Annotated in this window: 19 protein-coding genes; 14 read left to right on the forward strand and 5 right to left on the reverse strand. The window is 67.0% G+C overall.

Going from position 1 to position 22,639, the window contains the following annotated elements; genetic code table 11:
* Window positions 1-2: 2 nt before the first annotated feature.
* Window positions 3-1,031, reverse strand: coding sequence for a LacI family DNA-binding transcriptional regulator (locus tag BAY61_RS08155; protein ID WP_091800608.1), 1,029 nt, complete (start codon window positions 1,029-1,031; stop codon window positions 3-5).
* Window positions 1,032-1,175: 144 nt separating this feature from the next.
* Here BAY61_RS08155 and BAY61_RS08160 point away from each other — a divergent pair, with 144 nt between their 5' ends.
* The 8 genes from BAY61_RS08160 to lpdA all read left to right on the forward strand — a co-directional run bounded on the left by BAY61_RS08160 (window position 1,176) and on the right by lpdA (window position 8,864).
* Complete coding sequence (locus tag BAY61_RS08160) at window positions 1,176-2,045, forward strand: ABC transporter permease (RefSeq protein ID WP_091800930.1); 870 nt, start codon at window positions 1,176-1,178, stop codon at window positions 2,043-2,045.
* Between the two features lie 15 nt (window positions 2,046-2,060).
* A complete protein-coding gene (locus BAY61_RS08165; protein ID WP_091800611.1) occupies window positions 2,061-3,080 on the forward strand; it encodes an ABC transporter substrate-binding protein in 1,020 nt (339 codons plus the stop codon).
* Window positions 3,081-3,090: 10 nt separating this feature from the next.
* Window positions 3,091-3,888 (forward strand): ABC transporter ATP-binding protein, encoded by a 798-nt coding sequence (locus BAY61_RS08170; RefSeq protein WP_245865910.1) that lies wholly within the window; start codon window positions 3,091-3,093, stop codon window positions 3,886-3,888.
* A 10-nt stretch (window positions 3,889-3,898) separates the two neighbouring features.
* Window positions 3,899-5,056 (forward strand): Gfo/Idh/MocA family protein, encoded by a 1,158-nt coding sequence (locus BAY61_RS08175; RefSeq protein WP_091800614.1) that lies wholly within the window; start codon window positions 3,899-3,901, stop codon window positions 5,054-5,056.
* A 161-nt stretch (window positions 5,057-5,217) separates the two neighbouring features.
* Window positions 5,218-6,171 (forward strand): threonine ammonia-lyase, encoded by a 954-nt coding sequence (locus tag BAY61_RS08180; protein ID WP_091800617.1) that lies wholly within the window; start codon window positions 5,218-5,220, stop codon window positions 6,169-6,171.
* Window positions 6,172-6,230: 59 nt separating this feature from the next.
* Window positions 6,231-6,638 carry a nitroreductase family deazaflavin-dependent oxidoreductase gene (locus BAY61_RS08185; protein WP_091800620.1) on the forward strand — a complete coding sequence of 136 codons (408 nt, stop codon included), beginning with the start codon at window positions 6,231-6,233 and terminating at the stop codon, window positions 6,636-6,638.
* A gap of 74 nt (window positions 6,639-6,712) precedes the next feature.
* Window positions 6,713-7,471, forward strand: a complete 759-nt coding sequence (locus tag BAY61_RS08190; RefSeq protein ID WP_091800935.1) for a lysophospholipid acyltransferase family protein — start codon at window positions 6,713-6,715, stop codon at window positions 7,469-7,471.
* Entirely contained in the window at window positions 7,464-8,864 is a 1,401-nt protein-coding gene (gene lpdA, locus BAY61_RS08195) for a dihydrolipoyl dehydrogenase (RefSeq protein ID WP_091800622.1), read from the forward strand. The genes BAY61_RS08190 and lpdA overlap by 8 nt, the downstream gene beginning before the upstream one ends.
* A gap of 851 nt (window positions 8,865-9,715) precedes the next feature.
* Here the strand turns inward: lpdA and BAY61_RS08205 are convergent.
* Together BAY61_RS08205 and BAY61_RS08210 are read right to left on the reverse strand one after the other, a co-directional pair.
* A complete protein-coding gene (locus BAY61_RS08205; RefSeq protein WP_091800625.1) occupies window positions 9,716-10,099 on the reverse strand; it encodes a VOC family protein in 384 nt (127 codons plus the stop codon).
* Window positions 10,096-10,380, reverse strand: a complete 285-nt coding sequence (locus BAY61_RS08210) for an ArsR/SmtB family transcription factor (RefSeq protein WP_091800628.1) — start codon at window positions 10,378-10,380, stop codon at window positions 10,096-10,098. The genes BAY61_RS08205 and BAY61_RS08210 overlap by 4 nt, the downstream gene beginning before the upstream one ends.
* Window positions 10,381-10,680: 300 nt before the next feature.
* Here BAY61_RS08210 and BAY61_RS08215 point away from each other — a divergent pair, with 300 nt between their 5' ends.
* On the forward strand, window positions 10,681-11,940 hold the full coding sequence (locus BAY61_RS08215) for a lytic transglycosylase domain-containing protein (RefSeq protein WP_091800630.1): 1,260 nt from the start codon (window positions 10,681-10,683) through the stop codon (window positions 11,938-11,940).
* A 184-nt stretch (window positions 11,941-12,124) separates the two neighbouring features.
* On the opposite strand, the gene BAY61_RS08220 is transcribed toward BAY61_RS08215, so the two are convergent.
* Together BAY61_RS08220 and BAY61_RS08225 are read right to left on the reverse strand one after the other, a co-directional pair.
* Window positions 12,125-12,631, reverse strand: coding sequence for an SRPBCC domain-containing protein (locus tag BAY61_RS08220; RefSeq protein ID WP_091800632.1), 507 nt, complete (start codon window positions 12,629-12,631; stop codon window positions 12,125-12,127).
* On the reverse strand, window positions 12,628-12,924 hold the full coding sequence (locus BAY61_RS08225; RefSeq protein WP_338061456.1) for an ArsR/SmtB family transcription factor: 297 nt from the start codon (window positions 12,922-12,924) through the stop codon (window positions 12,628-12,630). Before BAY61_RS08225 ends, BAY61_RS08220 begins: the two co-directional genes overlap by 4 nt.
* 302 nt (window positions 12,925-13,226) lie before the next feature.
* Here BAY61_RS08225 and BAY61_RS08230 point away from each other — a divergent pair, with 302 nt between their 5' ends.
* The 5 genes from BAY61_RS08230 to BAY61_RS08250 are packed head-to-tail and all read left to right on the forward strand — an operon-like array spanning window position 13,227 to window position 22,628.
* Window positions 13,227-14,714: a sugar ABC transporter ATP-binding protein gene (locus BAY61_RS08230; RefSeq protein WP_091800637.1), complete on the forward strand. Its 1,488-nt coding sequence runs from the start codon at window positions 13,227-13,229 to the stop codon at window positions 14,712-14,714.
* Window positions 14,711-15,757, forward strand: coding sequence for an ABC transporter permease (locus BAY61_RS08235; RefSeq protein WP_091800639.1), 1,047 nt, complete (start codon window positions 14,711-14,713; stop codon window positions 15,755-15,757). The genes BAY61_RS08230 and BAY61_RS08235 overlap by 4 nt, the downstream gene beginning before the upstream one ends.
* Window positions 15,754-16,809, forward strand: a complete 1,056-nt coding sequence (locus BAY61_RS08240) for a substrate-binding domain-containing protein (RefSeq protein WP_091800642.1) — start codon at window positions 15,754-15,756, stop codon at window positions 16,807-16,809. The genes BAY61_RS08235 and BAY61_RS08240 overlap by 4 nt, the downstream gene beginning before the upstream one ends.
* 56 nt (window positions 16,810-16,865) lie before the next feature.
* Entirely contained in the window at window positions 16,866-17,987 is a 1,122-nt protein-coding gene (locus tag BAY61_RS08245; RefSeq protein WP_091800938.1) for a Gfo/Idh/MocA family protein, read from the forward strand.
* Between the two features lie 33 nt (window positions 17,988-18,020).
* Entirely contained in the window at window positions 18,021-22,628 is a 4,608-nt protein-coding gene (locus BAY61_RS08250) for a ThuA domain-containing protein (protein ID WP_091800644.1), read from the forward strand.
* Window positions 22,629-22,639 lie beyond the last annotated feature (11 nt).

A 22,639-nucleotide genomic window follows, 5' to 3' on the forward strand; every position in this document is an offset into this window, starting at 1 on the left:
ACTCACACCTCCTTCGTGCTCTGCCGGACGACGACCTCGCCCGGCAGCCGCAGCACCCTGCTCCTGCTGCCCCTGTTGTCCCTGATCGCCAGCTCCATGGCTCGTTCTCCGAGTTCTTCCAGTGGCAGCGCCACGGTGGTCAGCGCGGGGGTGAGATCACGGACGACGGGAATGTCGTCGAAACCGGCCAGCGACACGTCGTCCGGTACCGAGCGGCCCGCCTCGCGCAGCGCGGTGAGCGCGCCGATGGCCATGACGTCGGTGACCGCGAAAACGCACGTGGCGTCGAGTCCCCTCGCGAGCAGTTCCGACATCGCCGCGTGCCCGCCGTCGCGCGTGAACGCGGCCTCGACGATCGCTGACTCCGGCAGCTCGACTCCCGCCTCGGCCAGTGCTTCCCTGAACCCGGCGAGCCGGTCGACGACGGTGGTGAGCGCGCGGGGGCCCGCGAGCACCGCGAAGCGGCGGTGTCCCATACCCAGCAACGTTCTTGCCAGCTCCGCCGCGCCCTCCCTGTTTTCCGGCTGCACGCTGTCGACCCGGAGACTGCGGTGCCTGCTGACGACGGCGACCTGGCCGCCGCCCCTGCGGTAGGGGTCGATCTCCGCGGCGAGCGCGCGTTCCCACGCCTTGTCCTCGAAGCCGGAACCGACGAGCAGGATCGCCGAGGCCCGTTGCGCGCGCAGCATGGAGATGTAGGCGATCTCCTTGTTCGGGTCCCGGAAGGTGCTCGCCAGCATGACGAGCAGATCGCTGTCGCCGGCCACGCGCATGACTCCTCGCGCGATGGCCGCGAAGTAGGGGTCGCTGACGTCGTGGCAGATGACACCGACCGTGCGGTGCGAGGCCCCCGCGAGCGCCTGCGCGTGTGCGTTGGGGGTGTAGGCGAGCTTTTCCGCGGCGGCGAGCACGCGCTCGCGCAGATCCGCTCGCACCTTGGTGGTTCCGTTGAGGGCCCTGGACGCCGTCGCCAGTGACACCTCGGCGGCGCGGGCGACGTCTTCGAGCGTCACGTGCGGCCTGCCGTCCATATGCAACTCCTGGTAAAAGAACGCTTGACCGAGTATCCGAGCCTGCATACTCTACCTGAAAGCGCATTCAGAAAGCGCATTCAGCACGCGAGTCCCGGTCTGGTTCCGGTGCTTTCCGACACGTTCGCCGATGAACGGAGGGTCATGGTCACGCAGAGTCAGCCGACGCGGACCGAGCAGGCAACGTCGGCTGGGGTCACCGAGCGGGCACGTCCGGGGATGGCGCAGCGGCTCGGTGGTTTTCTCGAAAAGGCATGGCGGCCCTTCGCGCTGCTCGCCGCGCTGTTCGTGGCGTGGTGGGGGGTCACGGCGGCCGAGTGGGTCGAGCCCTACCTCGTCCCTTCGCCTGGCGACACGTTCGAGGCCATCGCCTCGCGCCCGGAGTACTTCTGGGAGCACACCTGGACCACGACGTACGAGACGTTGCTCGGGTTCGTCATCGCGGCGGTGATCGGTGTCTTCGCCGCGGTCGTCATGGTGCAGTCGGCCACCGTCGAGCGCACCCTGTACCCACTGCTGCTGTTCGCGCAGGTGATTCCGAAGATCGCGATCGCGCCGCTTTTCGTGGTGTGGCTCGGTTTCGGTATCGGGCCCAAGATCGTCGTCGCGGTATTGATGGCGTTCTTCCCCGTCGTCATCTCCATGGTCACCGGGCTCAAGTCGGTCGACCCGGAAATGCTCCAGCTGTCGGCCACGATGGGAGCCAAGCCGGGGCAGACCTTCTGGAAGATCCGGTTCCCCGCCTCGTTGCCGCACCTGTTCTCGGGGCTCAAGGTCGCGGCGACCATGGCCGTCACCGGCGCCGTCGTCGGTGAGTTCGTCGGTGCCGACGCCGGTCTCGGCTTCGTCATCTTGCAGGCGAACGGAAATCTGGACACCCCGGTGCTTTTCGCCGGGCTGTTGATCATGTCGTTGCTCGGCGTCCTGCTGTTCGTGCTCGTGGAATGGCTGGAACAGCTCGTGCTGCCCTGGCACGCGAGCCGCCGGACCGACGGCGTCACCACAACCCTGTGAGGCAAAGGAAAACGCATGAAATTACCCGCACTCGTCGCCGGTGTCGTCGCGGTGCTGCTCTTCGCCACGGGCTGTGGCGGCGGCGGTCAGGAGACCACGACCAACGCCGAAGGCCAGACGCTCGACAAGGTCACCCTCACCCTCAACTGGTACCCCTACGGTGAGCACGCGCCGTTCTACTACGGCAAGGCTCAGGGCATCTACGAGAAGCACGGCATCGACCTCGACATCAGGGCGGGCCAGGGATCGCAGAAGACGGTGCAGGCCACCGCCGCCGGGCAAACCGACTTCGGCTGGGCCGACACGCCCGCGGTGCTTGCCGGTGTCTCGCAGGGACTCGACGTGAAGAGCATCGGCGTGTTCCTTCAGACGACGCCGTCCTCGGTCCAGTTCTTCACCGAGGAGAACGTCAACTCGCCCGCCGATCTCAAGGGCAAGACCATCGCCAGCACGGCGGGTGACGCGCTCACCAAGACCTTCCCGACCTTCCTCAAGGCCAACGGGCTCACCGAGAACGACGTCAACATCCAGAACACCGACGCCGCGGGCAAGATGGCCGCCGTCATGTCCGGTCAGACCGACGCGCTGCTCGGCTACGCGACCGACCAGGGCCCGACCATGCAGGAGAAGGCGGGCAAGGAGGTCTCCTACCTCCGCTTCGCCGACAACGGGCTCAACTTCTACAGCAACGGGTTGCTCGCCTCGCAGGAACTCATCGACGACCGGGGCGATCTCGCGCAGCGCATGGTGACAGCCACCAGCGAGGCGTGGGCCGAGGCGCAGGGTGACCAGCAGGCCGCGGTGGCCGCCATGGAGGGCGCCTCGGAGCAGCTTCCCTCGGAGCAGGTGCTCACCGAACAGCTCGCCTCGACGCTGGAACTGCTGCACACCGAGTCGACCGAAGGTGAGCGGCCCGGCGTGAACACCGAGGCCGACTGGAACGCGACGATCAAGGTCTTCGCCGACGCGGGAGTCATCGAGAGCGCGGAGGAACCCGGCGCCTACTGGGTCTCCGACCTGGCCCCCAAGGAATAGCTGGCACCGAATGAAAAGGCAGGAGACGCCCATGTCCGGCTACGCGGTCGAGATCGAGGACGTCGCGGTGCGGTTTCGCACCAAGAAAAGGGATGTCACGGCGCTGCGCGACGTCACGATGCGGGTGGACCCCGGCGAGTTCGTCGCCATCGTGGGGCCTTCCGGGTGCGGTAAGTCGACGTTGCTGAAACTCGCGTCGGGGCTGCTCGCCCCTTCGACCGGCTCGGTGAAGCTGCTCGGCGACACCGTGTCGGGGCCGCGCAAGGACATCGGTTACGTCTTCCAGAAGGCGGCACTGCTGGAATGGCGAACCGCGAGGAAGAACATCCTGCTCCAGGCCGAAATGCGCAAGATGCCGCAGAAGGAAGCGGCCGAACGCGTCGACGAGCTCATCGCGATGACCGGGTTGGGCGGTTTCGAGGACGCCTATCCGCACGAATTGTCGGGAGGGATGCAGCAGCGCGTCGCGTTGTGCCGCGCGCTGCTGCATCGTCCTCCCGTGTTGCTGATGGACGAGCCCTTCGGGGCGCTCGACGCGCTCACCAGGGAACAGATGAACGTCGAGTTGCGGCGCATCTGGCAGGAGACGAAGACGACCGTGCTGCTGGTGACCCACTCGATCTCGGAGGCGGTGTACCTGGCGGACAGGGTCGTGATGATCACCGCGAGGCCGGGGACGGTCGCCGGTGTCGTCGAGGTCAACCTCCCCGCCGAGCGCGACTACGGCAAAACCATGTCGGAACCGGAGTTCGCGAAGGCGACCCGGCACATCCGCGACCATCTGGGCGCCGCGTCGGCGGCGGAGTGAAAGGCTGGGTATGGCGAACGAGGAACGGTCCGTCGGGATCGTGATGAACGGTGTCACCGGGCGCATGGGCTACCGGCAGCACCTTGTCCGGTCGATACTGGCGATCAGGGAGCAGGGTGGCGTGCGGCTGCCCGACGGGACGATCCTCCGGCCGGAGCCCATTCTGGTGGGGCGCAACGAGAACAAGCTCGCGGCGATCGCCAAGGAACACGGGCTCGACCGGTGGACGACCGACCTCGGCGAGGCGCTGTCGACGGCCGGTGCGGAGATCTACTTCGACGCGCAGGTGACCAGCCACAGGGTGGAGTCCATCAGCGCCGCGATCGAGGCCGGACTGCACGTCTACACCGAGAAGCCGATCGCGGAGGACACCGAGGCCGCGTTGCGGCTGGGCAGGCTGGCCCGCGACGCGGGCGTGAAGGCCGGGGTCGTACAGGACAAGCTGTTCCTTCCCGGGCTTCGCAAGCTCAAGCGTCTCGTCGACGGCGGGTTCTTCGGCCGGATCCTTTCCGTGCGCGGCGAATTCGGGTACTGGGTCTTCGAGGGCGACTGGCAGGAAGCGCAACGTCCATCGTGGAACTACCGGGCCGAGGACGGCGGCGGCATCACGATCGACATGTTCTGCCACTGGCGGTACGTGCTTGAGGAGATCTTCGCCCCGGTGCGCTCGGTGCAGGCGCTCGCGGCGACGCACATCCCGCGAAGGGTCGACGAGCGGGGTGACACCTACGACTGCACGGCGGACGACGCGGCGTACGGCATCTTCGAGCTGGACGGCGGAATCGTCGCGCAGATCAACTCCTCGTGGGCGACGAGGGTGTTCAGGGACGAACTCGTCGAGTTCCATGTGGACGGTACGGAGGGCAGCGCCGTCGCGGGACTTCGCAGGTGCAGGGTCCAGCACCGGACGATGACGCCCAAACCGGTGTGGAATCCGGATCTGCCGGCGGGTGAGGACTTCCGCTCCCAGTGGCAGGAAGTGCCGGACAACGACGAGTTCGACAACGGTTTCAAGGTGCAGTGGGAACTGTTCCTGCGCCACGTTGCCGCGGGCGAACCGTTCCCGTGGGACTTCCTGGCCGGCGCGCGGGGCGTGCAACTCGCCGAGCTCGGGCTGCGCTCGGCCGAGGAGGGGCGGCGTATCCCGGTGTCCGAACTGAGCCTGTGACCTGACAGCCGCGACCGCCTCGCGATCAGGCGGGCGGTCGCGGCGTCTCCGCCGGGGTGATCCGAGTCTCAGTCCGGGTTTCCGCCGGTGCGCGTGAGTTCCGGGGATTTTCGCCGGGTGAGGAGCACACGGAGGCGCCGCCATGAGGCACACTCGGCGGTGTGCAACTCGTGACGATCGACGACATCCGGGACGCGGCGGAGCGTATCCGCGGCTCCATCGTTCACACCCCGCTGCTGCCCTCGCTGTGGGCGGATCCGGCGCGTCCACTGTGGCTCAAACCGGAGAATCTGCAATCCATCGGCGCCTTCAAGGTTCGCGGCGCGTTCAACGCCATCGGCAAGCTCGACGAGCGGGCGAGGGCCCGTGGCGTCGTCGCCTATTCGAGCGGTAACCACGCGCAAGCGGTCGCCTACGCCGCGCGGCGATTCGGTATTCCCGCGCACATCGTCATGCCCGACGTCACGCCGCGGATCAAGGTCGACAACACCCGCGAGCACGGCGCCGAAGTCGTGCTCGTGCCCATCGCCGAACGCGAATCGACGGCGCACGCCCTCGTCGAACGGCTCGGCGCCGTGCTCATCCCGCCCTTCGACCACCCCGACATCATCGCGGGCCAGGGCACGATCGGTCTTGAGATCGGCCAGGACCTCGCCGACGTCGAACTGGTCCTCGTGCCGGTCAGCGGGGGAGGGCTCGCCTCGGGAATCGGGGTCGGTGTCAAGGCGCTGTGCCCGAACGCCGCCGTGTACGCCGTCGAACCCGAACTGGCAGGCGACACCAGGGAAAGCTTCGAGCGGGGTTCCGTCGTGGAGTGGCCGGTCGAGCTCAGGGCGAGGACCATCGCCGACGGCCTGCGCTCTCAGCCATCCGAGTTGACCTTTGCCCACCTTCGCACCGTCCTCGACGGAGTGATCACGGTCAGCGAGGACGAGATCCGCTCCGCCGTGCGGACGCTGGCGACCAGCGCCCGGCTGGTCGCCGAGCCCGCCGGTGCCGTCAGCCTGGCCGGCTACCTGCACCACGCGGACGAGCTGCCCGCCGGGCGTACCGTCGCGGTCGTGTCCGGTGGCAACATCGATCCAGCCTTGCTGGCCGACGTACTCGGCGCTTGAGGATTAGGGTGAGGGCGGCAAACACTGCCCGGCTCAGCCCGATGAAGGGATGCTCGCGAATGCTGTACGGGGATGAACACGTCCGCCGCTACGAGGAGACCGACGGCGAGGTCGGCTACGACTGGCAGAACGGCGCGCCGATTCTGATCCTGACCACCACCGGACGCAAATCCGGGCAACCACGTAAGTTCGCCCTCATCTTCCAGGAGAACGACGGCGACTACGTCATCGTCGCTTCGAAGGGCGGCGCGGAGGCTCACCCCGGCTGGTATCTCAACCTGGTGGAGAACCCCGAGGTCGGGGTTCAGGTGAAGGGCGACAAGTTCACCGCGAGGGCGAGGACGGCGAGCGTGGAGGAGAAGGCCGCGCTGTGGCCCAAGATGACCGCGGTGTGGCCTTCCTACGACGACTACCAGAAGAAGACCGACAGGGACATTCCCGTCGTGATACTGGAGCGTGTGGGCTGACTCTCACAGGAAACGGCAACCAGGACGGCGTCGTGGAAGGCGCGGAACCCGTTGCCGAACGCGAACCGGCGCGAATGCGCCCAGGCCCGATCCGTTTCGGGCCGCTGACCGCCTACCGCCGGTGTCCGAGGCGAGGACGGGGAAAGTGGTTCGGTTTCGCCATCGACGTCATCGCGCCGGTACTCGCGCTGAGCACGCGGTCGCGGTTCGCCGGAACCGAGCACCTGCCGCGCAGCGGTGGCGTTCTGGTGGCCAGCAACCACCTTTCCAACGCCGACGCGATCATGGTGACGGCATTCAGCCTGCTCGGCGGGCGCGTTCCCCGGTTCTTCGCCAAGGCGGGACTGTGGAAGGTGCCCGTCGTGCGCGCCGTGATGGAATCGGGGCGGCACATCAAGGTGCACAGGGGCAGAGCGAGTGCTCTCGACGCCTACCGGGACACCGTGTCGGCGGTGCGCGAGGGCGAATGTGTCGTGGTGTTCCCGGAAGGCACGTTCACCGATCGCGAGGACGGCTGGCCGATGAAGGCCAAGACCGGGGTCGCGCGCATCGCGCTCACCACGGGAACGCCCGTCGTCCCCTTGGCGTGCTGGGGAACCCGTGAACTGCTTCCCCCTGACGGACGGCTACCGCGCGTGTTTCCCCGGCGACGCGTCGAGGTTCTCGCGGGGCCCGTCGTCGACCTGAGCGACCTCGTCACGGACAAGCCGAGCGCGACCCAGCTCAGGGAGGCGACCGACCGCATCATGGCGGCGGTCACGGCGTTGTTGACCGAAGTGCGTGGGGGCACTCCCACCCGGAACAGTGAAGGCATAATCGGCGATCATGAGTGAACACTTCGACGTTGTGGTGCTGGGTGCCGGACCCGGCGGGTACACCGCCGCCGTTCGCGCGGCTCAGCTCGGCTACGACACCGCGGTCATCGAGGAACGTTACTGGGGCGGGGTGTGCCTCAACGTCGGATGCATTCCGTCGAAGGCGTTGCTGCGCAACGCCGAACTGGCACACCTGTTCACCACCGAGCAGCGGACGTTCGGCATTCAGGTCGACGGTCAGGTCAGTTTCGACTACCTGGCCGCGTATCAGCGCAGTCGCAAGGTCGCCGACGGGCGCGTCAAGGGCGTGCACTACCTGATGAAGAAGAACGCGATCACCGAGATCGACGGTCGCGGAACCTTCACGAGCGACAAGGCCATCGAGGTCCGGCGTGCCGACGGGACGACCGACACGGTCACCTTCGACAGGTGCATCATCGCGACGGGCGCGAGCGCGAAGCTGTTGCCGGGAACGTCGGTCAGTGATCGCGTGGTGACCTACGAGGAGCAGATCCTCGCCTCGGAACTGCCGGACAGCATCGTCATCGCCGGTGCGGGCGCGATCGGTGTCGAGTTCGCCTACGTGCTGCACAACTACGGCGTGAAGGTGACGATCGTCGAGTTTCTGGACCGGATGGTGCCGCTTGAGGACGAGGAGGTGTCGGCGGAACTGGCGCGCCGGTACCGGAGGCTTGGCATCGACGTGCTCACCTCGACCAGGGTCGAGTCCATTGAGGACGATGGCAGTCGGGTGAAGGTCACCGTGAGCAAGGACGGTGAGCGACAGGTCATCGAAGCGGGCAAGGTGCTACAGGCCATGGGCTTTCAGCCCAATGTGGACGGATACGGGCTTGAGAACGCCGGTGTGGCGCTCACCGAGCGGGGCGCGATCGCCATCGACGGCAGGTGCAGGACGAACGTGCCGCACATCTTCGCGATCGGTGACGTCACGGCGAAACTGATGCTGGCGCATGCGGCGGAATCCATGGGCATCATCGCGGCGGAGACCATCGGCGACGTGGAGACGATGGAACTCGACTACCGCATGATCCCGAGGGCGACCTATTGCCAGCCGCAGATCGCCAGCTTCGGGCTGACCGAGCAGCAGGCGCGCGACGAGGGGTACGACGTCAAGGTGGCGAAGTTCCCGTTCAGCGCCAACGGAAAGGCGCACGGCCTCGCCGACACGGTGGGTTTCGTGAAGATCATCAGTGACGACAAGTACGGCGAGTTGCTGGGGGCGCACCTGATCGGCCCCGAGGTGACGGAATTGTTGCCGGAGCTGACCCTCGCGCAGCAGTGGGACCTGACGGTGCACGAGGTGGCCAGGAACGTGCACGCGCACCCGACCCTCGGTGAAGCCGTGAAGGAAGCCATCCACGGCCTCTCCGGTCACATGATCAACATGTAAGCCCGTGCCCCCTGCGGCCTTGGTCCCGGCCCTGGGCGCGGGCGTGGGCGCGGGCGTGGGCCGGGCTCGGGCGTGGGCTGGAGCCGGGCTCGGGCCGGGTGGGGCCCGGGTGGCCCATGTGCGGGTCCGCCCGCGAGTCCCGCATTCGCGTGCGCGAGTGCCGCGCTCGTCCCGTCGAGATCTGCATCCAGGCTGCCGAGAACCGCACCCAGGCCGCCGAGATCTGCATTCGGGTCGCCGAGTTCTGCATTCAGGGCGTCGAGTTCTGCGTTCGGGTAGCCAGCGAGATCGCGAACTTCCATCAGGTCCCGCGAGACCTGCGCTCGGAGCAGCGAGAGTCCCATTCGGTACCGGCTGACCGGAGGAGGTCGCGGGGTGCGAGATGCGGGCCGGTCACCGAAGGTCTGGACGCCCGTGTGGTTGCCAGGTGCCGGTTCGAACCCTCGTACTCGGCCGCCAGCTTCGCCCGCCCAGCCGCCAGCTTCGCCCCCAGCCGCGAGCCGGACTAGCCGCGAGCCTCGGCAGTTCCAGGCGCGGCGGATCTGCCCGAGCGCGGATCTCGGCGACCCGAGCGCTGGTCTCGCTGACCCGAGTGCAGAACTCGGCGGCCTGGGCGCGGATCTCGCCGGCCTGAGCGCAGAACTCAGCGACCTGGGTGCGGAACCGGCGCCCCGAACGCGGATATCAGCGCCTCGAACGCGGATCTCGCCGACCCGGGTGCGGATCTCGACGGCCTGGGTGCGGATCTCGGCCGCACGGCCGGGGGACTCGCGGCACGCGTCGGCTTCCCACGCGTCGGCTCCCACCCGTGGCGGCTCCCACCCGCGGCAGCTCCGGCTCGTCGTCGCAGGCTACTGACTGGCGATTTGGATCAGGTTGCCGCAGGTGTCGTCGAACACCGCTGTCGTCACGCCACCCATGGTGAGCGGCGCCTGGGTGAAAATGACCCCCAGTTCGCGCAGCCGCTCGTGCTCCTTCTCCACGTCGTCGACGGCGAAACTCGTCAATGGCACGCCGTCGGCGACCAGCGCCTCCTTGAACGGCTTCGTGGCGGGGTGACCGTCGGGCTCCAGCAACAACTCGGTGCCCTCCGGATCCTCTGGTGACACCACGGTGAGCCACCGCGCCTCGCCGAGCGGGATCTCGGTCTTCTTCACGAAACCGAGGACGCCGGTGTAGAACCTCAGCGCTTTGTCCTGGTCGTCGACGTACACGCTGCTCAGGTTGATTCTCATGGGTGCTGCTCCGGTTCGGTGAGCCAACGCCGCGCGATCGATTCGAGCGGCGCCGTGTTGAGGTGGTGGAACTTGTATCGCCCTTGTCGCCGTGATTCGACGAGCCCCGCCGCCTCAAGTACATCGAAGTGCTGCGAGATCGCCTGCCTGCTTGAACCGAGCTGATACTTGGACGCCAGCCGTCCGCACATCTCGAACAGCGTCTGCCCGTCCCGTTCCTTCAGTTCGTCGAGGATCTTCCGGCGGGTGGGGTCGGCCAGTGCTTTGAAAACGTCTCCCACTTCGCCGATATTAGGCAAGTGACAACTTGCCTGTCAATGACGTCGCCCGCGGGAGTTCCACAGTGGCCGGTGCGGGCGCGTTGCGGTTGCCCGACAAAACCCGGCAGCGACTTCTGTACGGAAGTGAGTGTCGTTGCGCCGCACGAGGGCACGGCCAATGCGCGGAATGGCCGTAGCGGTAAAGCCTACTCATGGGTAATGCTGGTCTTTGCGTGCGGCGGGCCGCCATGGTGGAAGCGAAGCGATCGCGTGCCACCCGGTCGAAAAGCCCCTGCCGGCGACGAGAACTAGGGGAATGCGATGCGGCGTTCACAACGGAAGACCGGCGCGCGGCGCGCCAACGCGAGAACGAGAAGCGTCGCCGCGCTGGCGGCGGCTTCGCTGGCTCTGGTCCCATTCGTCGGAGGCGGTGCCGTGTCGGTGCCGATGCTGGTGGCCGAAGACGGCGGTGGTCCGCTCGGCGCCACCGGGGCCCTGCCTGAACAGTTCACCCTGAGCCCGGAGGTACTTGCCGAGGCAGGTGACCCGTTGTCGTTGGCACGGCAGGGAATCCCGGCCGGAGTTCCGATCGACGGGCTCAGCGCGGGCGGCGGCACGTCGTACCCGCGAGGGAATTCCGCCGGTATCCCCGCCGCGGTGCTGGCCGCCTATTACAAGGCGGAGCGGACGCTGGCCTGGCTTTCCCCTGGCTGCCGCATCGACTGGAGTCTGCTCGCCGGGGTCGGCAAGGTCGAGTCGGGGCACGCGAACGGCGGCAGGATCGACGCGGCAGGGAAAACTCTGTCGCCCATTCTCGGACCACAGCTCAACGGAGCGGGGGCGTTTGCCGCGATCGGTGACACCGACGGTGGCGCGCTCGACGGTGACGCCGCGTGGGACAGGGCCGTCGGCCCGATGCAGTTCATTCCCTCGACCTGGCGGGCCTATGCCGCCGACGGCAACGGCGACGGGGTCGCCGATCCGCACAACGTCTTCGATGCCACGGTGGCCGCCGGTAAGTACCTGTGCGCGGGCGGCGGAGACCTGAGCGATCCGGCTCAGCGCGCGAGGGCGGTGTTCCGTTACAACCATTCGGACAGTTACGTGCGCACCGTGCTGTCGTGGGCGGCGCTGTATTCGCGGGGAGCCGTGCCAACGGAGGGAATGAGCGGCCCTGTTCTCGCTTCCGGGGTCACGGTACCGGGATTCGACGCGCCGTCGGGCGCGGCTGGCGGACCTGGCGGCAAGAAGGGCACCCCCGCGCCGAAGCCGCCGAAGGTGTCGCCGGGTCAGCCGCCAACGTCGGGGCCACCGCCCACGACGACACCGCCACCCAGCGGCGATCCGGGCACGCCGACGACTCCGCCGCCGACGACCCCGCCGCCCACCACGCCACCTCCGACGACGCAGCCGGAGGAGCCGACGACACCGCCGACGGATCCGCCGCCGGGCTGCGAGCCGGAGGAGCCTTCGCCGGAGGACCCGTCGACCGAGCCTGCCGAGCCACCTGCCGAGCCGTCGGAGGGACAGTCCGAGGACCCCACATCGACGGAGCCGCCCCCGGAAACCTGTACCCCGTGAGAAACGTGGGTTGACCGGCTCGGCGGCGCGAGCTGCCCGTTCGGCCCCGAACCGGACATGAGCGAGGGAGCTTTGCTATCGCCAGACGGCAGCAAAGCTCCCTCGCTCACACAAAGGCGGGTGAAAAACGTGGAACCGGGTTGACGGGCGCCAAACGGTCCAGTGTCACCAGGTGCCGGGACGTTCAGGCGGCTTGCCGCTGATACTCCGCCGCCACCGTCTCGTAGTCGTCCCACACGTCGTCGAAAGGGGCGCCGTCGGCGAACCTGCCGAGCGTGTCGAGGATGAAGTGCCAGCCGACCGCGAAATCGGCCGAAGGGGCGCGCTCGACCTCGCTGTGCGTCAGCGACAGCAAGGTACCCGCTTCGTGCGGTTCGACGGTCCAGTGCACCGTAGAGGCCGGAACGCCCTCCCACAGCCAGGTGTGTTCGAGCAGCCCCCGTTCGCCGGGGACCTCGACCTTGGTCACCACCCCTTCGGCGGCGCCTTCCTCGCCGAAGTCGTAGCGCACTCGCGTGCCGACCTCGGGTTCGAGTACGCAGCCAGGCAGCCAGGTCTGGCGCTTGTCCTCGTCGGTCAGCGCGAGCCACACCTTGCCTACCGGATGGCGAAGGACGCGCTCGAAATGGATGCGGAACGCGCCGGTCTCACTGATACCGAGCGTGCCGAAATGGTGGGCGGTGGTACTCATTCTTCCTCCGAATCAAGTGCCTTCTCCAGCGCGTCCAGGCTGCCGCTCCAGCGGCGGCGCTGCGCTTCGAGCCAGTTGCCGGCCTTGTCGAGCGAGGCGGGGTCGAGCGTGTAGATCTGCCGGGTTCCCTCTCTGTGCACGGTCACGATCCCGGATTCGGCGAGCACCCTCAGATGCTGTGAAACAGCGGGCCTGCTGATCGGGAAATGTGCCGCGATCGCACCGGAGTTGAGGCTGCCCGCCGACAGCACTTCCACGATGCGCCGCCGGGTCGGGTCGCCGAGTGCGTCCATGACGTCCACGCCCAGAGCGTAAGTCATTCCTTACGTAAGCGAAAGCTTAAAGAAGCACGCCAGCGACCTCGGGGGCCGGTGATTCGCGAGTGGTGACAGACTGAACGACGGGCGCTACTACTCCATTTGCGCCGCTCAGGGCCTTGCTACTACGTAGCGTAATTTTTTACTCGCGGGAAACTTCATCTTGACGGGTGTCATGCGTCACTCTACTTTTGCATGTCACAGGATGAAGTGGGGCTGATGTGGATATAAGTCTGCATGCGGCGAGCGCTGACGAGGCTGGCGGACCCCTGCTCGCGATGCGGGGAATCGTCAAGCTCTTCCCCGGCGTTCGCGCGCTCGACGGCGTCGACCTCGACGTGCGCGCCGGGGAGGTGCACTGCCTGCTCGGGCAGAACGGCGCGGGGAAATCGACGCTGATCAAGACTTTGGCCGGTGCGCACCAGCCCGACGCGGGCGACATCGTGTGGCAGGGCCGGTCCGTGTCGCTCAGCTCGCCCGTCGCCGCGCTCAAACGCGGTATCGCCACCATGTACCAGGAACTCGACCTGATCCCGACCCTTTCGGTCGCGGAGAACATCTTCCTCGGTCACGAGCACTCCCGGTTCGGCTTCACCAGGCCCGCGGCGACGCGCGCCCGCGCCGCCGCCCTGCTCGACCGGCTCGGCCACGCGGAGATCTCCGCCGACACCGAGGTCGGCAAGCTCTCGGCGGCGGGCCAGCAGCTCGTCTCGATGGCGAGAGCGCTGGCCCACGACGCGAAGCTCATCGTCGCCGACGAACCGACGGCCGCGCTCGCGAGCGACGAGGTCGACAACCTGTTCCGCATCATCGGCGAACTGACCGACGAGGGTGTCGCCGTCGTCTACATCTCCCACCGGCTCGAAGAGATCCGCCGCATCGGGCACCGCGTCACCGTCATCAAGGACGGCCGCACCGTCGCGGCGAACCTCGACGCGGCAGGCAGTCCCACCTCCGATCTCGTCGACCTCATGGCCGGCCGCAAGGTGCAGACCGCGTTCCGCGAGGCGGGCGAGGCCAAGGTCGAGTTCGGCGACGTCGTGCTCGACGTGCAAGGGCTCGGCAGGCGCGACGAGTTCTCCGACGTCACCTTCTCGGTGAGGGCGGGGGAGATCGTCGGGCTCGCCGGGCTCGTCGGGGCAGGCCGCAGCGAGGTACTGGAAACGGTGTTCGGCGCGCGCAAGGCCGACGCGGGAACGGTGACGGTCGGCGGAAAGACGCTACGTGCGGGAAGCGTGTCCTCCGCCGTCAAGGCAGGGGTCGGGCTCGCCCCCGAGGAACGCAAGAGCCAGGGCCTGTTGCTTGACATGTCCGTGACTCACAACGTGACGCTGGCCAGTCTCGGCGAGTACAGCACCGCGGGTTTCTCGCAGCGGGGAAGGGAGGTCCGCGACTCACGATCCACTTTGGAGCGACTTGACCTTCGTCCTGCCGACCCCCGGCGCATCGTGCGCACGCTCTCCGGTGGCAACCAGCAGAAAGCCGTCGTCGCCCGCTGGCTCGTGCACGGCTGCAAGGTGCTGTTGCTCGACGAACCGACGCGTGGCGTCGACGTCGGCGCGAGGGCGGAACTGTACCGGCTGATTCACGAACTGGCCGAAAGCGGTGTCGCCATCGTGCTCGTATCAAGCGAAATTCCCGAGGTGCTCGGTCTCTCCGACCGCGTGCTCGTGCTCAGGGACGGCAAGGTACTGGCCGACCGCCGCGCGAGCGAGCTGAGCGAGGCAGGCGTACTCGACATGGTTATGGAAGGAAGTGCGGCGTGACCAAGGCTCTCGACCGGTCGCCGGTGAGCCCGGCCGAGGAGGGAGGGAAGCGCCGTTCGTTCCCCGTCGACGTGCGCTTGCTCGGCCTCGGCGGGGTGCTGCTTTTGCTGTGCCTCATCGGTTTCATCACCCAGCCCGACACGTTTTTGACGCAGGAGAACATCTCCACGATGTTGCGGCTGGCCGCCGCCATCGGCGTCGTCAGCGTCGGCATGACCTTCGTCATCATCGCGGGCGGTATCGACCTTTCCGTCGGCTCCATGGTCGCGCTTTCCAGCGTGTGGATGACGACACTCGCGACCCAGTCCTACGGCCCGGTCGTCATGGTGCTGTGCGCGCTGCTCGTCGGGCTCGGCTGCGGGCTCGTCAACGGCGTGCTCGTCTCCTACGGCAAGGTCGTGCCCTTCATCATGACGCTGGCGATGATGGCCTCTGCCAAGGGACTCGCGGAACGGCTGAGCGGCAGGCGCACCCAGGTGGTGACCGAGAGCGGGTTCACGAGCTTCTTCCGCGCCTCGTTCCTCGGTATCCCGGTGCTGGTGATCATGCTGGCAATGGTGTTCGTCGTGGGCTGGATCGTGCTCAACCGCACCACGTTCGGCAGGCGGACCTACGCGATCGGCGGCAACAGCGAGGCCGCGCGGCTTTCCGGCATCAACGTCAAGCTGCACACCGCGCTCGTGTACGGCATCAGCGGCCTGTGCTGCGGCATCGCGGCCACGATGGTCGTCGCGCGCACCACGTCGGGCGCCTCGACGAACGGTCTCTTCTACGAACTCGACGCGATCGCGGCCGTCGTCATCGGAGGAACCCTGCTGTCAGGGGGAAGGGGCAGCCTCATCGGCACGCTCATCGGCGTGCTGATCTTCACCGTTTTGAACAGCATCTTCACCCAGAACAACCTCGACACCGACATCCAGAACATCGCCAAGGGCGCGATCATCGTAGGTGCCGTGCTGTTGCAGCACACGGCGCGGCAGCGCAAGGGAAAGCCGAGAGCACCGTCCGAACCCGACACCCAACCGACCGGGAGCCAGTCATGACGAGAACCAATTTAGCCCGACGTGGATTCCTCTTCGGCGCGGCAGGGCTCGGCGCGGGTGCCGTGCTCGTCGGCTGTACGTCCAACGAACCGGAAGCACAGAACACGCCGCAGCAGGCAGGCAACGGGCAGGGCGCCAACTCGGAACCGGGGCAGCCGGTGACCATCGGCTTCTCGGCACCGGCGGCCGACCACGGCTGGATGGCGGCCATGACCATCAACGCCAGGGCTTCGGCGGAGCAGTTCTCCGACGTCACGCTGAACGCGACGGAGGGAACCAACGACGTCAACCAGCAGATCGCGCAGGTGGAACAGCTCATCAACGCCGGTGTCGACGTGCTGGTGATCCTGCCGTTCGACGGCAAGGCACTGACGTCGGCCGGCAGGCAGGCCATGGACGCCGGTATTCCCGTGGTCAACGTCGACCGCGTTTTCGACACGCCGCTGGCCTACCGGACCTGGATCGGCGGTGACAACTACCGTATGGGCGTCAACGCGGGCAACTACATCGCCACCGAGCTGAAACGGCAGAACGTGAACAATCCCGTCATCGGTGAGGTCGCCGGGATCGACTCGCTGCCGTTGACCCAGGAACGCAGTCAGGGATTCAAGGACGCGCTGGAACAACAAGGCTTCAGCGTGGGCCCGAGGGTCGCCGCGGAGTTCACCCCGGAATCGGGAGAGCGGCAGACCTCGAACCTGTTGCAGGGCGCGCAAAACCTGCACGCGCTGTGGAACCACGACGACGACCAGGGCGTCGGGGTCGTCGCGGCGATCGAGAGTTCCGGCCGCAGCGATTTCTTCATGGTCGGCGGTGCCGGTTCGCGCAACATGATGACACTGATCAAAGAGGACTCCGGCCCGGTGAAGGCGACCGTGCTCTACAGCCCTTCGATGGCCTCCTCCGCCATCGCGATGGCCAGGCTGCTCGGCCAGGACAAGGGACTCGCCGATCTCGCGGAACACGAAATCCCGGCCGAGGTCACGACCTACTCGGCCGTGGTGACGAAGGAGAATGTGGATTCCTATATGGACGTCGGGTTCGACTCGTGACGGAAGGCACTTCGAACGAACATCAGGTCCAGCCGCCTTCCGGGCTGGGCGTTGCCATGGTCGGGCACGCGTTCATGGGAGCCGTGCACTCGCAGGCGTGGCGTAACGTGCACCGTTTCTTCGATCTCCCGCTCACCCCGCGCATGGTGGCACTCGGCGGCCGTGACGCGCAGCGGGTGAAGGAGGCGGCGGGCCGGTTCGGCTGGTCGTCGGTGGAGACCGACTGGCGGGCACTGATCGAGCGCGACGACGTCGACCTCGTCGACATCTGCACGCCCGGCGACACCCATGCCGAGATCGCCATCGCCGCGCTGAACGCGGGAAAGCATGTGCTGTGCGAGAAACCGCTCGCCAACACGGTCGCCGAGGCCGAGCGCATGACGGAGGCGGCAGAGCGCGCGCGGGCGAACGGCGTCTACTCCATGGTCGCCTTCAACTACCGGAGGGTGCCCGCGCTGGCACTGGCGAGGAAACTCGTCGAGGAGGGCAGGATCGGCGAGGTGCGGCACGTGCGCGCGGTGTACCTCCAGGACTGGCTCGCCGACGAGGACGCTCCGATGACCTGGCGGCTTCGCAAGGAACAGGCGGGTTCGGGCGCGCTCGGCGACATCGGCGCGCACATCGTCGACGCTACCCAGTTCGTCACCGGTGACGTGCTCACCGGTGTCGCGGGCTTCACGCACACCTTCGTGCCGAGGCGGCCGGGCCCCGGCGGTACCGAGGAGCCGGTGACCGTCGACGACTGCGCAGTGTTCACCGGCCGGTTCGCCTCCGGCGCGGTGGCGACCTTCGAAGCCACCCGTTACGCGCTGGGCAGGAAGAACGCCATGCGCATCGAGATCAACGGATCGCGAGGAAGCCTTTCCTTCGATTTCGAGGCCATGAACGACCTGTGGTTCTACGACGCGGAAGAACCCGGTGCCACGGCGGGATTCCGGCGCATCGTCGTCACCGAGGCCGACCACCCCTACCTCAAGGCGTGGTGGCCGCCTGGACATCTGCTGGGTTATGAGCACACCTTCACCCACGAGATCGCCGATCTGCTGACGGCGATCGGCACGAAAACCGCACCACAACCGAGTTTCGCCGACGGACTGCGCGTGCAGCGCGTGCTGGCGGCGGTCGAGCGCAGCGCTGCCGAGGGTACGCGCTGGGAGCAGGTGGACAGCACGACCTAATTCCCCACCGGTCGAACAAGGAGAAAGGTACCAGTGCGACGAAGCAGTAGTACCACACCACGGAAAAGCTCTCCTCGATATCGATGGCGTTTAGGCGCGGCGGCGTTGGCACTGTGCACCGGTTTCGGTGGTGCCGGTGTCAGCGCCGCCGCGCAGCAGAAGCAAGCACCGGAAACCCAACCAGAGCAAGAAGAAGCCGCCGTCTTGGTGTTCTCCAAGACCGCGGGTTTCCGGCATGATTCGATACCAGCGGGTATCGAGGCGATTACGCAACTGGGGGCCGAAGGCGGATTCACCGTCGAGGCAACCGAAGACGCGACGGCGTTCACCGACGACAACCTCGCCCGCTTCGACGCGGTGGTGTGGTTGTCCACGACTGGGGACGTGCTCGATGACGAGCAGCAAGGCGCTTTCGAACGCTATGTCGCCGGGGGTGGCGGCTACGCCGGGGTGCACGCGGCTTCGGACACCGAATACGAATGGCCGTGGTACGGCGATCTCGTGGGTGCCTATTTCGATTCTCACCCGCACATCCAAGAGGCGACCGTCGCCGTCGAGGACGGCGAGCATCCCTCGACGCAGGGGCTTCCGCAGGAGTGGACCCGCACCGACGAGTGGTACAACTACCGCGACAACCCGCGCCAGGACGTGCACGTGCTCGCGTCTCTCGACGAAGCGAGCTACGACCCCGGAAACGGCGCGATGGGCGACCATCCGATCGCCTGGTGTCACGAGAACAGCGGTGGCAGGGCCTGGTACACCGGTGGCGGGCACACCGTCGAATCCTTCGCCGAAACCGAGTTCCTGCAACACCTTTCCGGCGGGATCCGGTACGCGGCCGGACTGGCCGACGGAGATTGCCAGCCGCCCGACGACAACGGCGGCGTGCCTTCCGATGACGACTTCGACCAGATCACCCTCGCCAAGGGCGAGCAGGTCACCGGGGAGCCGATCGCGATCGCCGTACTGCCGGACCGCAGGGTGCTGCACACCTCCCGCGACGGAAGGGTGTTCCTGACGACTCCCGAGGCGACGACGACGGTCGCCGCGACGATCCCGGTGTACAACCACGACGAGGACGGGTTGCAGGGAATCGCGGTCGACCCCGGCTTCGAAGACAACAGGTGGGTCTACCTCTACTACGCGCCCCCGCTCGACACCCCGCAGGGAGACGCGCCGGAGAACGGAACCGAGGCGGATTTCGCGCCGTTCAAGGGATACAACCAGCTCTCCAGGTACCAGCTGACCGAAGAGGGCACGCTCGACCTCGACAGTGAACAGCAGATCATGCGGGTCGACGCGGAGAGGGGGATCTGCTGCCACGCCGGTGGCGAGATCGACTTCGACGCCGAAGGAAACCTGTTGCTGTCCACAGGGGACGACACGAACCCCTTCGCCTCCGACGGGTACACGCCCATCGACGAGCGAGCCGACCGCAACCCGGTCTTCGACGGGCAGCGCAGTTCCGCCAACACCAACGACCTGCGCGGAAAGTTGTTGCGCATCAAGGTCGGCGAGGACGGCGGTTACACGATCCCCGAGGGAAACCTCTTCGCGGAGGGAACGGACAAGACGAGGCCGGAGATCTACGCGATGGGCTTCCGGAACCCGTTCCGGTTCGCCGTCGACAAGGAGACCGGCTGGATCTACCTCGGTGACTACGGTCCGGATGCCGGCTCGGCCAACCCGAACAGGGGGCCTGGCGGCATGGTCGAGTTCAACCTGATCAAGGAGCCGGGCAACTTCGGCTGGCCGTACTGTGTCGGCGACAACGTGGCGTACAACGACTACGACTTCGCGACCGGCGCCTCGGGCGAGTTGTTCGACTGCGCGGCACCGAAGAACGAGAGCCCGCACAACACCGGGCTCGTCGACCTTCCGCCCGCGCAACCGGCGTGGATTCCCTACGACGGCGGTTCGGTGCCCGAGTTCGGAACCGGTGGCGAGTCGCCCATGGGCGGCCCCGTCTACCGGTTCGATCCCGAACTCGACTCGCTGACGAAGTTCCCCGAGTACTACGACGGCAAGAACTTCGCCTACGAGTGGGATCGCGGCTGGATCAAGGAGATCACCGTCGGTCCTGACGGCGAACGGGGCGACATCGCGCCGTTCTTCGACTCGATGACCCTGACCAGGCCGATGAACATCGAGTTCGGTCCGGACGGTTCGCTCTACGTGCTGGACTACGGCAGCGGGTACTTCGGAGGCGCGGCCGACTCGGCCGTCTACCGCATCGACTACACCAAGGGTAACCGGACTCCGCAGGTGCAGCTCAGCGCCGACACGACGTCGGGGCCCGGTCCGCTTGAGGTCACCTTCGATCCCTCGGGTACCACCGATCCCGACGGGGACGAGCTGAGCTACGAGTGGGACTTCGACGGTGACGGGACGACCGACTCCACCGAAGCGGGGCCCGTGACCCACACCTACGGTGAGAACGGCCAGTATCAGGCCAGGCTCGCCGTGACAGACGAAACCGGGCTCACCGGCGCGGCGAGCGTGACGATCACCGTCGGCAACACCGAACCGGCCGTGACACTGGAAACTCCGGTCAACGGCGGCTTCTTCGGTTTCGGTGACTCGGTGCCCTTCAAGGTCACCGTAACCGATCCGGAAGACGGTGAGATCGACTGTTCCAAGGTGACGGTCGAGTACATCCTCGGTCACGACAACCACGGTCACCCGCTGTCGAGGGCGACCGGCTGTGAGGGAGTCATCAGCACTCCCGCCGACGAGGGACACGGTCTCGACGCCGACATCTTCGGCATCATCGACGCCAGCTACACCGACAACGGTGCCGAGGGTGTTCCCGCGCTGACCGGCTCGGACCAGAACATCCTGCAACCCAAGCTGAAGCAGGCCGAGTTCTTCAGCGACCACAATGGAGTTCAGGTGGTCGAAGGGGACGGCGCGAGCGGAGGCAAGCGCGTCGGCTACATCGACGACGGTGACTGGATCGAGTTCGATCCGGCCAACCTCAGCGGAATCGAGGCCGTCGGCTACCGGGTGTCCTCCGGTGGCGCGGGAGGCCAGATCGAGTTGCGTTCCGGCGCTCCCGACGGTCCGGTACTGCACACGGTCGACGTCGCCAACACCGGAAGCTTCGACGACTATGTCGACCTCGATCCGGTTGCGGTGACCGATCCCGGCGGCACGCAGCCGTTGTACCTGGTGTTCAAGGGAACCGGTGTCGGTGGTCTGTTCGATGTGGACGCGGTGAACTTCGCGGGCAGCGGGGTCGCCGAGCCGGGGACGCCACCGTCGTGCGAGCCAGGGCAGCCGCAGGAGGGCTACTCCATGCTCTTCGACGGCACCGAGGACAGCATGGCGAGCTGGAACCAGGCGGGCCCTGGCTCCTTCGAGTTCCAGGACGACTGCACCATCCGCTCTACCGGGGGGATGGGGCTGTACTGGTTCGAGCAGGAGTTCTCCGCCTACAGTCTCAAGCTGGACTGGAAGATGGCCGGAGACGACAACTCCGGTGTGTTCGTCGGGTTCCCCGATCCCGGTGACGATCCGTGGGTCGCGGTGAACGAGGGCTACGAGATCCAGATCGACGCCACCGACGCCGACGACCGCACGACCGGCTCGATCTACACCTTCCAGTCGGCCGACATCGAGGCGAGGGACGCCGCGCTCAACCCGCCGGGAGAGTGGAACGCCTACGAGATCGTGGTACAGGGCCAGACCATCAAGGTCTACCTCAACGACGTGCTGATCAACGACTTCGTCAGCACCGACCCCGCGAGGGACCTCACCAACGGTTTCGTCGGTATCCAGAACCACGGCGATGGTGACGACGTGTCGTTCAGGAACATCCAGATCAAGGAACTGGATGTGACGCCGCCGGTCACCGAGGCTTCGTTCAGCGAGCCGGGAACCGGTGGCTGGCACCAGGGCGAGGTCCCGGTGACGCTGGAGGCCACCGACGAGGGCTCCGGTGTCGAGCGGATCGAATGGCGGCTTGGGGACGGCGAGTGGACGACCTACTCGGAGCCGGTGGTGATCAGCGGCGACGGTGAGCACAGCCTGCTCTACCGGGCGGTCGACGTCGCGGGCAACGTGGAGGCCGACAAGGCAGCCACCGTCAGCATCGACGGCACGAAGCCGACGGTGATGGTGGCCGGTGTCGCCGAGGGCAGGGTGTACGGCGACGCGAGCGACCTCGTCGTGTCGTGGCTGGCAGGTGACGCGACCTCGGGGATCGCGCGACAGTCAGCATCGCTCGACGGTGAACCGGTCGCCTCGGGCACGGTGGTGCCGCTGCACCAGCTGCCGCTCGGGTTGCACTCGCTGAACGTCACCGCGACCGACAACGCGGGCAACACCGCCGAGCAGACGGTGGCGTTCGCGTCCACGACGTCGTTGCGGGACATCGGTCAGCTCGTCGACCGGTTCAGGGCGAGCAACCGGCTCTCGCTGCCCGACTACGTTTCGTTGTCCTCGCAGGTCGCCAAGATTCGCAAGGCGGAGGCGAACGGCAACGACGTCAAGGCGGTGAAGGAGCTCAGGAAGTTCGCCGACGCGGCGGGCGAGATCAGCGATCAGGGCGTCGCGAGCACCCTCGTGCGCGACGCGCGGGCCGTGATCGAACACATCGAAGGGGTGGCGCCGCTACGGTTGGCGTCCAACGGGAGTTAGGACCCGAGGGG

This window comes from Prauserella marina, from assembly GCF_002240355.1.
GTDB lineage: Bacteria > Actinomycetota > Actinomycetes > Mycobacteriales > Pseudonocardiaceae > Prauserella_A > Prauserella_A marina.

Bases quoted from the DNA above. Each gene is read 5' to 3' on its own strand.
- BAY61_RS08155 (WP_091800608.1), bottom strand. From the start codon at position 1,031: ATGGACGGCAGGCCGCACGTGACGCTCGAAGACGTCGCCCGCGCCGCC.
- BAY61_RS08160 (WP_091800930.1), top strand. From the start codon at position 1,176: ATGGTCACGCAGAGTCAGCCGACGCGGACCGAGCAGGCAACGTCGGCT.
- BAY61_RS08165 (WP_091800611.1), top strand. From the start codon at position 2,061: ATGAAATTACCCGCACTCGTCGCCGGTGTCGTCGCGGTGCTGCTCTTC.
- BAY61_RS08170 (WP_245865910.1), top strand. From the start codon at position 3,091: ATGAAAAGGCAGGAGACGCCCATGTCCGGCTACGCGGTCGAGATCGAG.
- BAY61_RS08175 (WP_091800614.1), top strand. From the start codon at position 3,899: ATGGCGAACGAGGAACGGTCCGTCGGGATCGTGATGAACGGTGTCACC.
- BAY61_RS08185 (WP_091800620.1), top strand. From the start codon at position 6,231: ATGCTGTACGGGGATGAACACGTCCGCCGCTACGAGGAGACCGACGGC.
- BAY61_RS08190 (WP_091800935.1), top strand. From the start codon at position 6,713: ATGCGCCCAGGCCCGATCCGTTTCGGGCCGCTGACCGCCTACCGCCGG.
- lpdA (WP_091800622.1), top strand. From the start codon at position 7,464: ATGAGTGAACACTTCGACGTTGTGGTGCTGGGTGCCGGACCCGGCGGG.
- BAY61_RS08205 (WP_091800625.1), bottom strand. From the start codon at position 10,099: ATGAGAATCAACCTGAGCAGCGTGTACGTCGACGACCAGGACAAAGCG.
- BAY61_RS08215 (WP_091800630.1), top strand. From the start codon at position 10,681: ATGCGGCGTTCACAACGGAAGACCGGCGCGCGGCGCGCCAACGCGAGA.
- BAY61_RS08220 (WP_091800632.1), bottom strand. From the start codon at position 12,631: ATGAGTACCACCGCCCACCATTTCGGCACGCTCGGTATCAGTGAGACC.
- BAY61_RS08225 (WP_338061456.1), bottom strand. From the start codon at position 12,924: ATGGACGCACTCGGCGACCCGACCCGGCGGCGCATCGTGGAAGTGCTG.
- BAY61_RS08230 (WP_091800637.1), top strand. From the start codon at position 13,227: ATGCGGGGAATCGTCAAGCTCTTCCCCGGCGTTCGCGCGCTCGACGGC.
- BAY61_RS08240 (WP_091800642.1), top strand. From the start codon at position 15,754: ATGACGAGAACCAATTTAGCCCGACGTGGATTCCTCTTCGGCGCGGCA.
- BAY61_RS08245 (WP_091800938.1), top strand. From the start codon at position 16,866: ATGGTCGGGCACGCGTTCATGGGAGCCGTGCACTCGCAGGCGTGGCGT.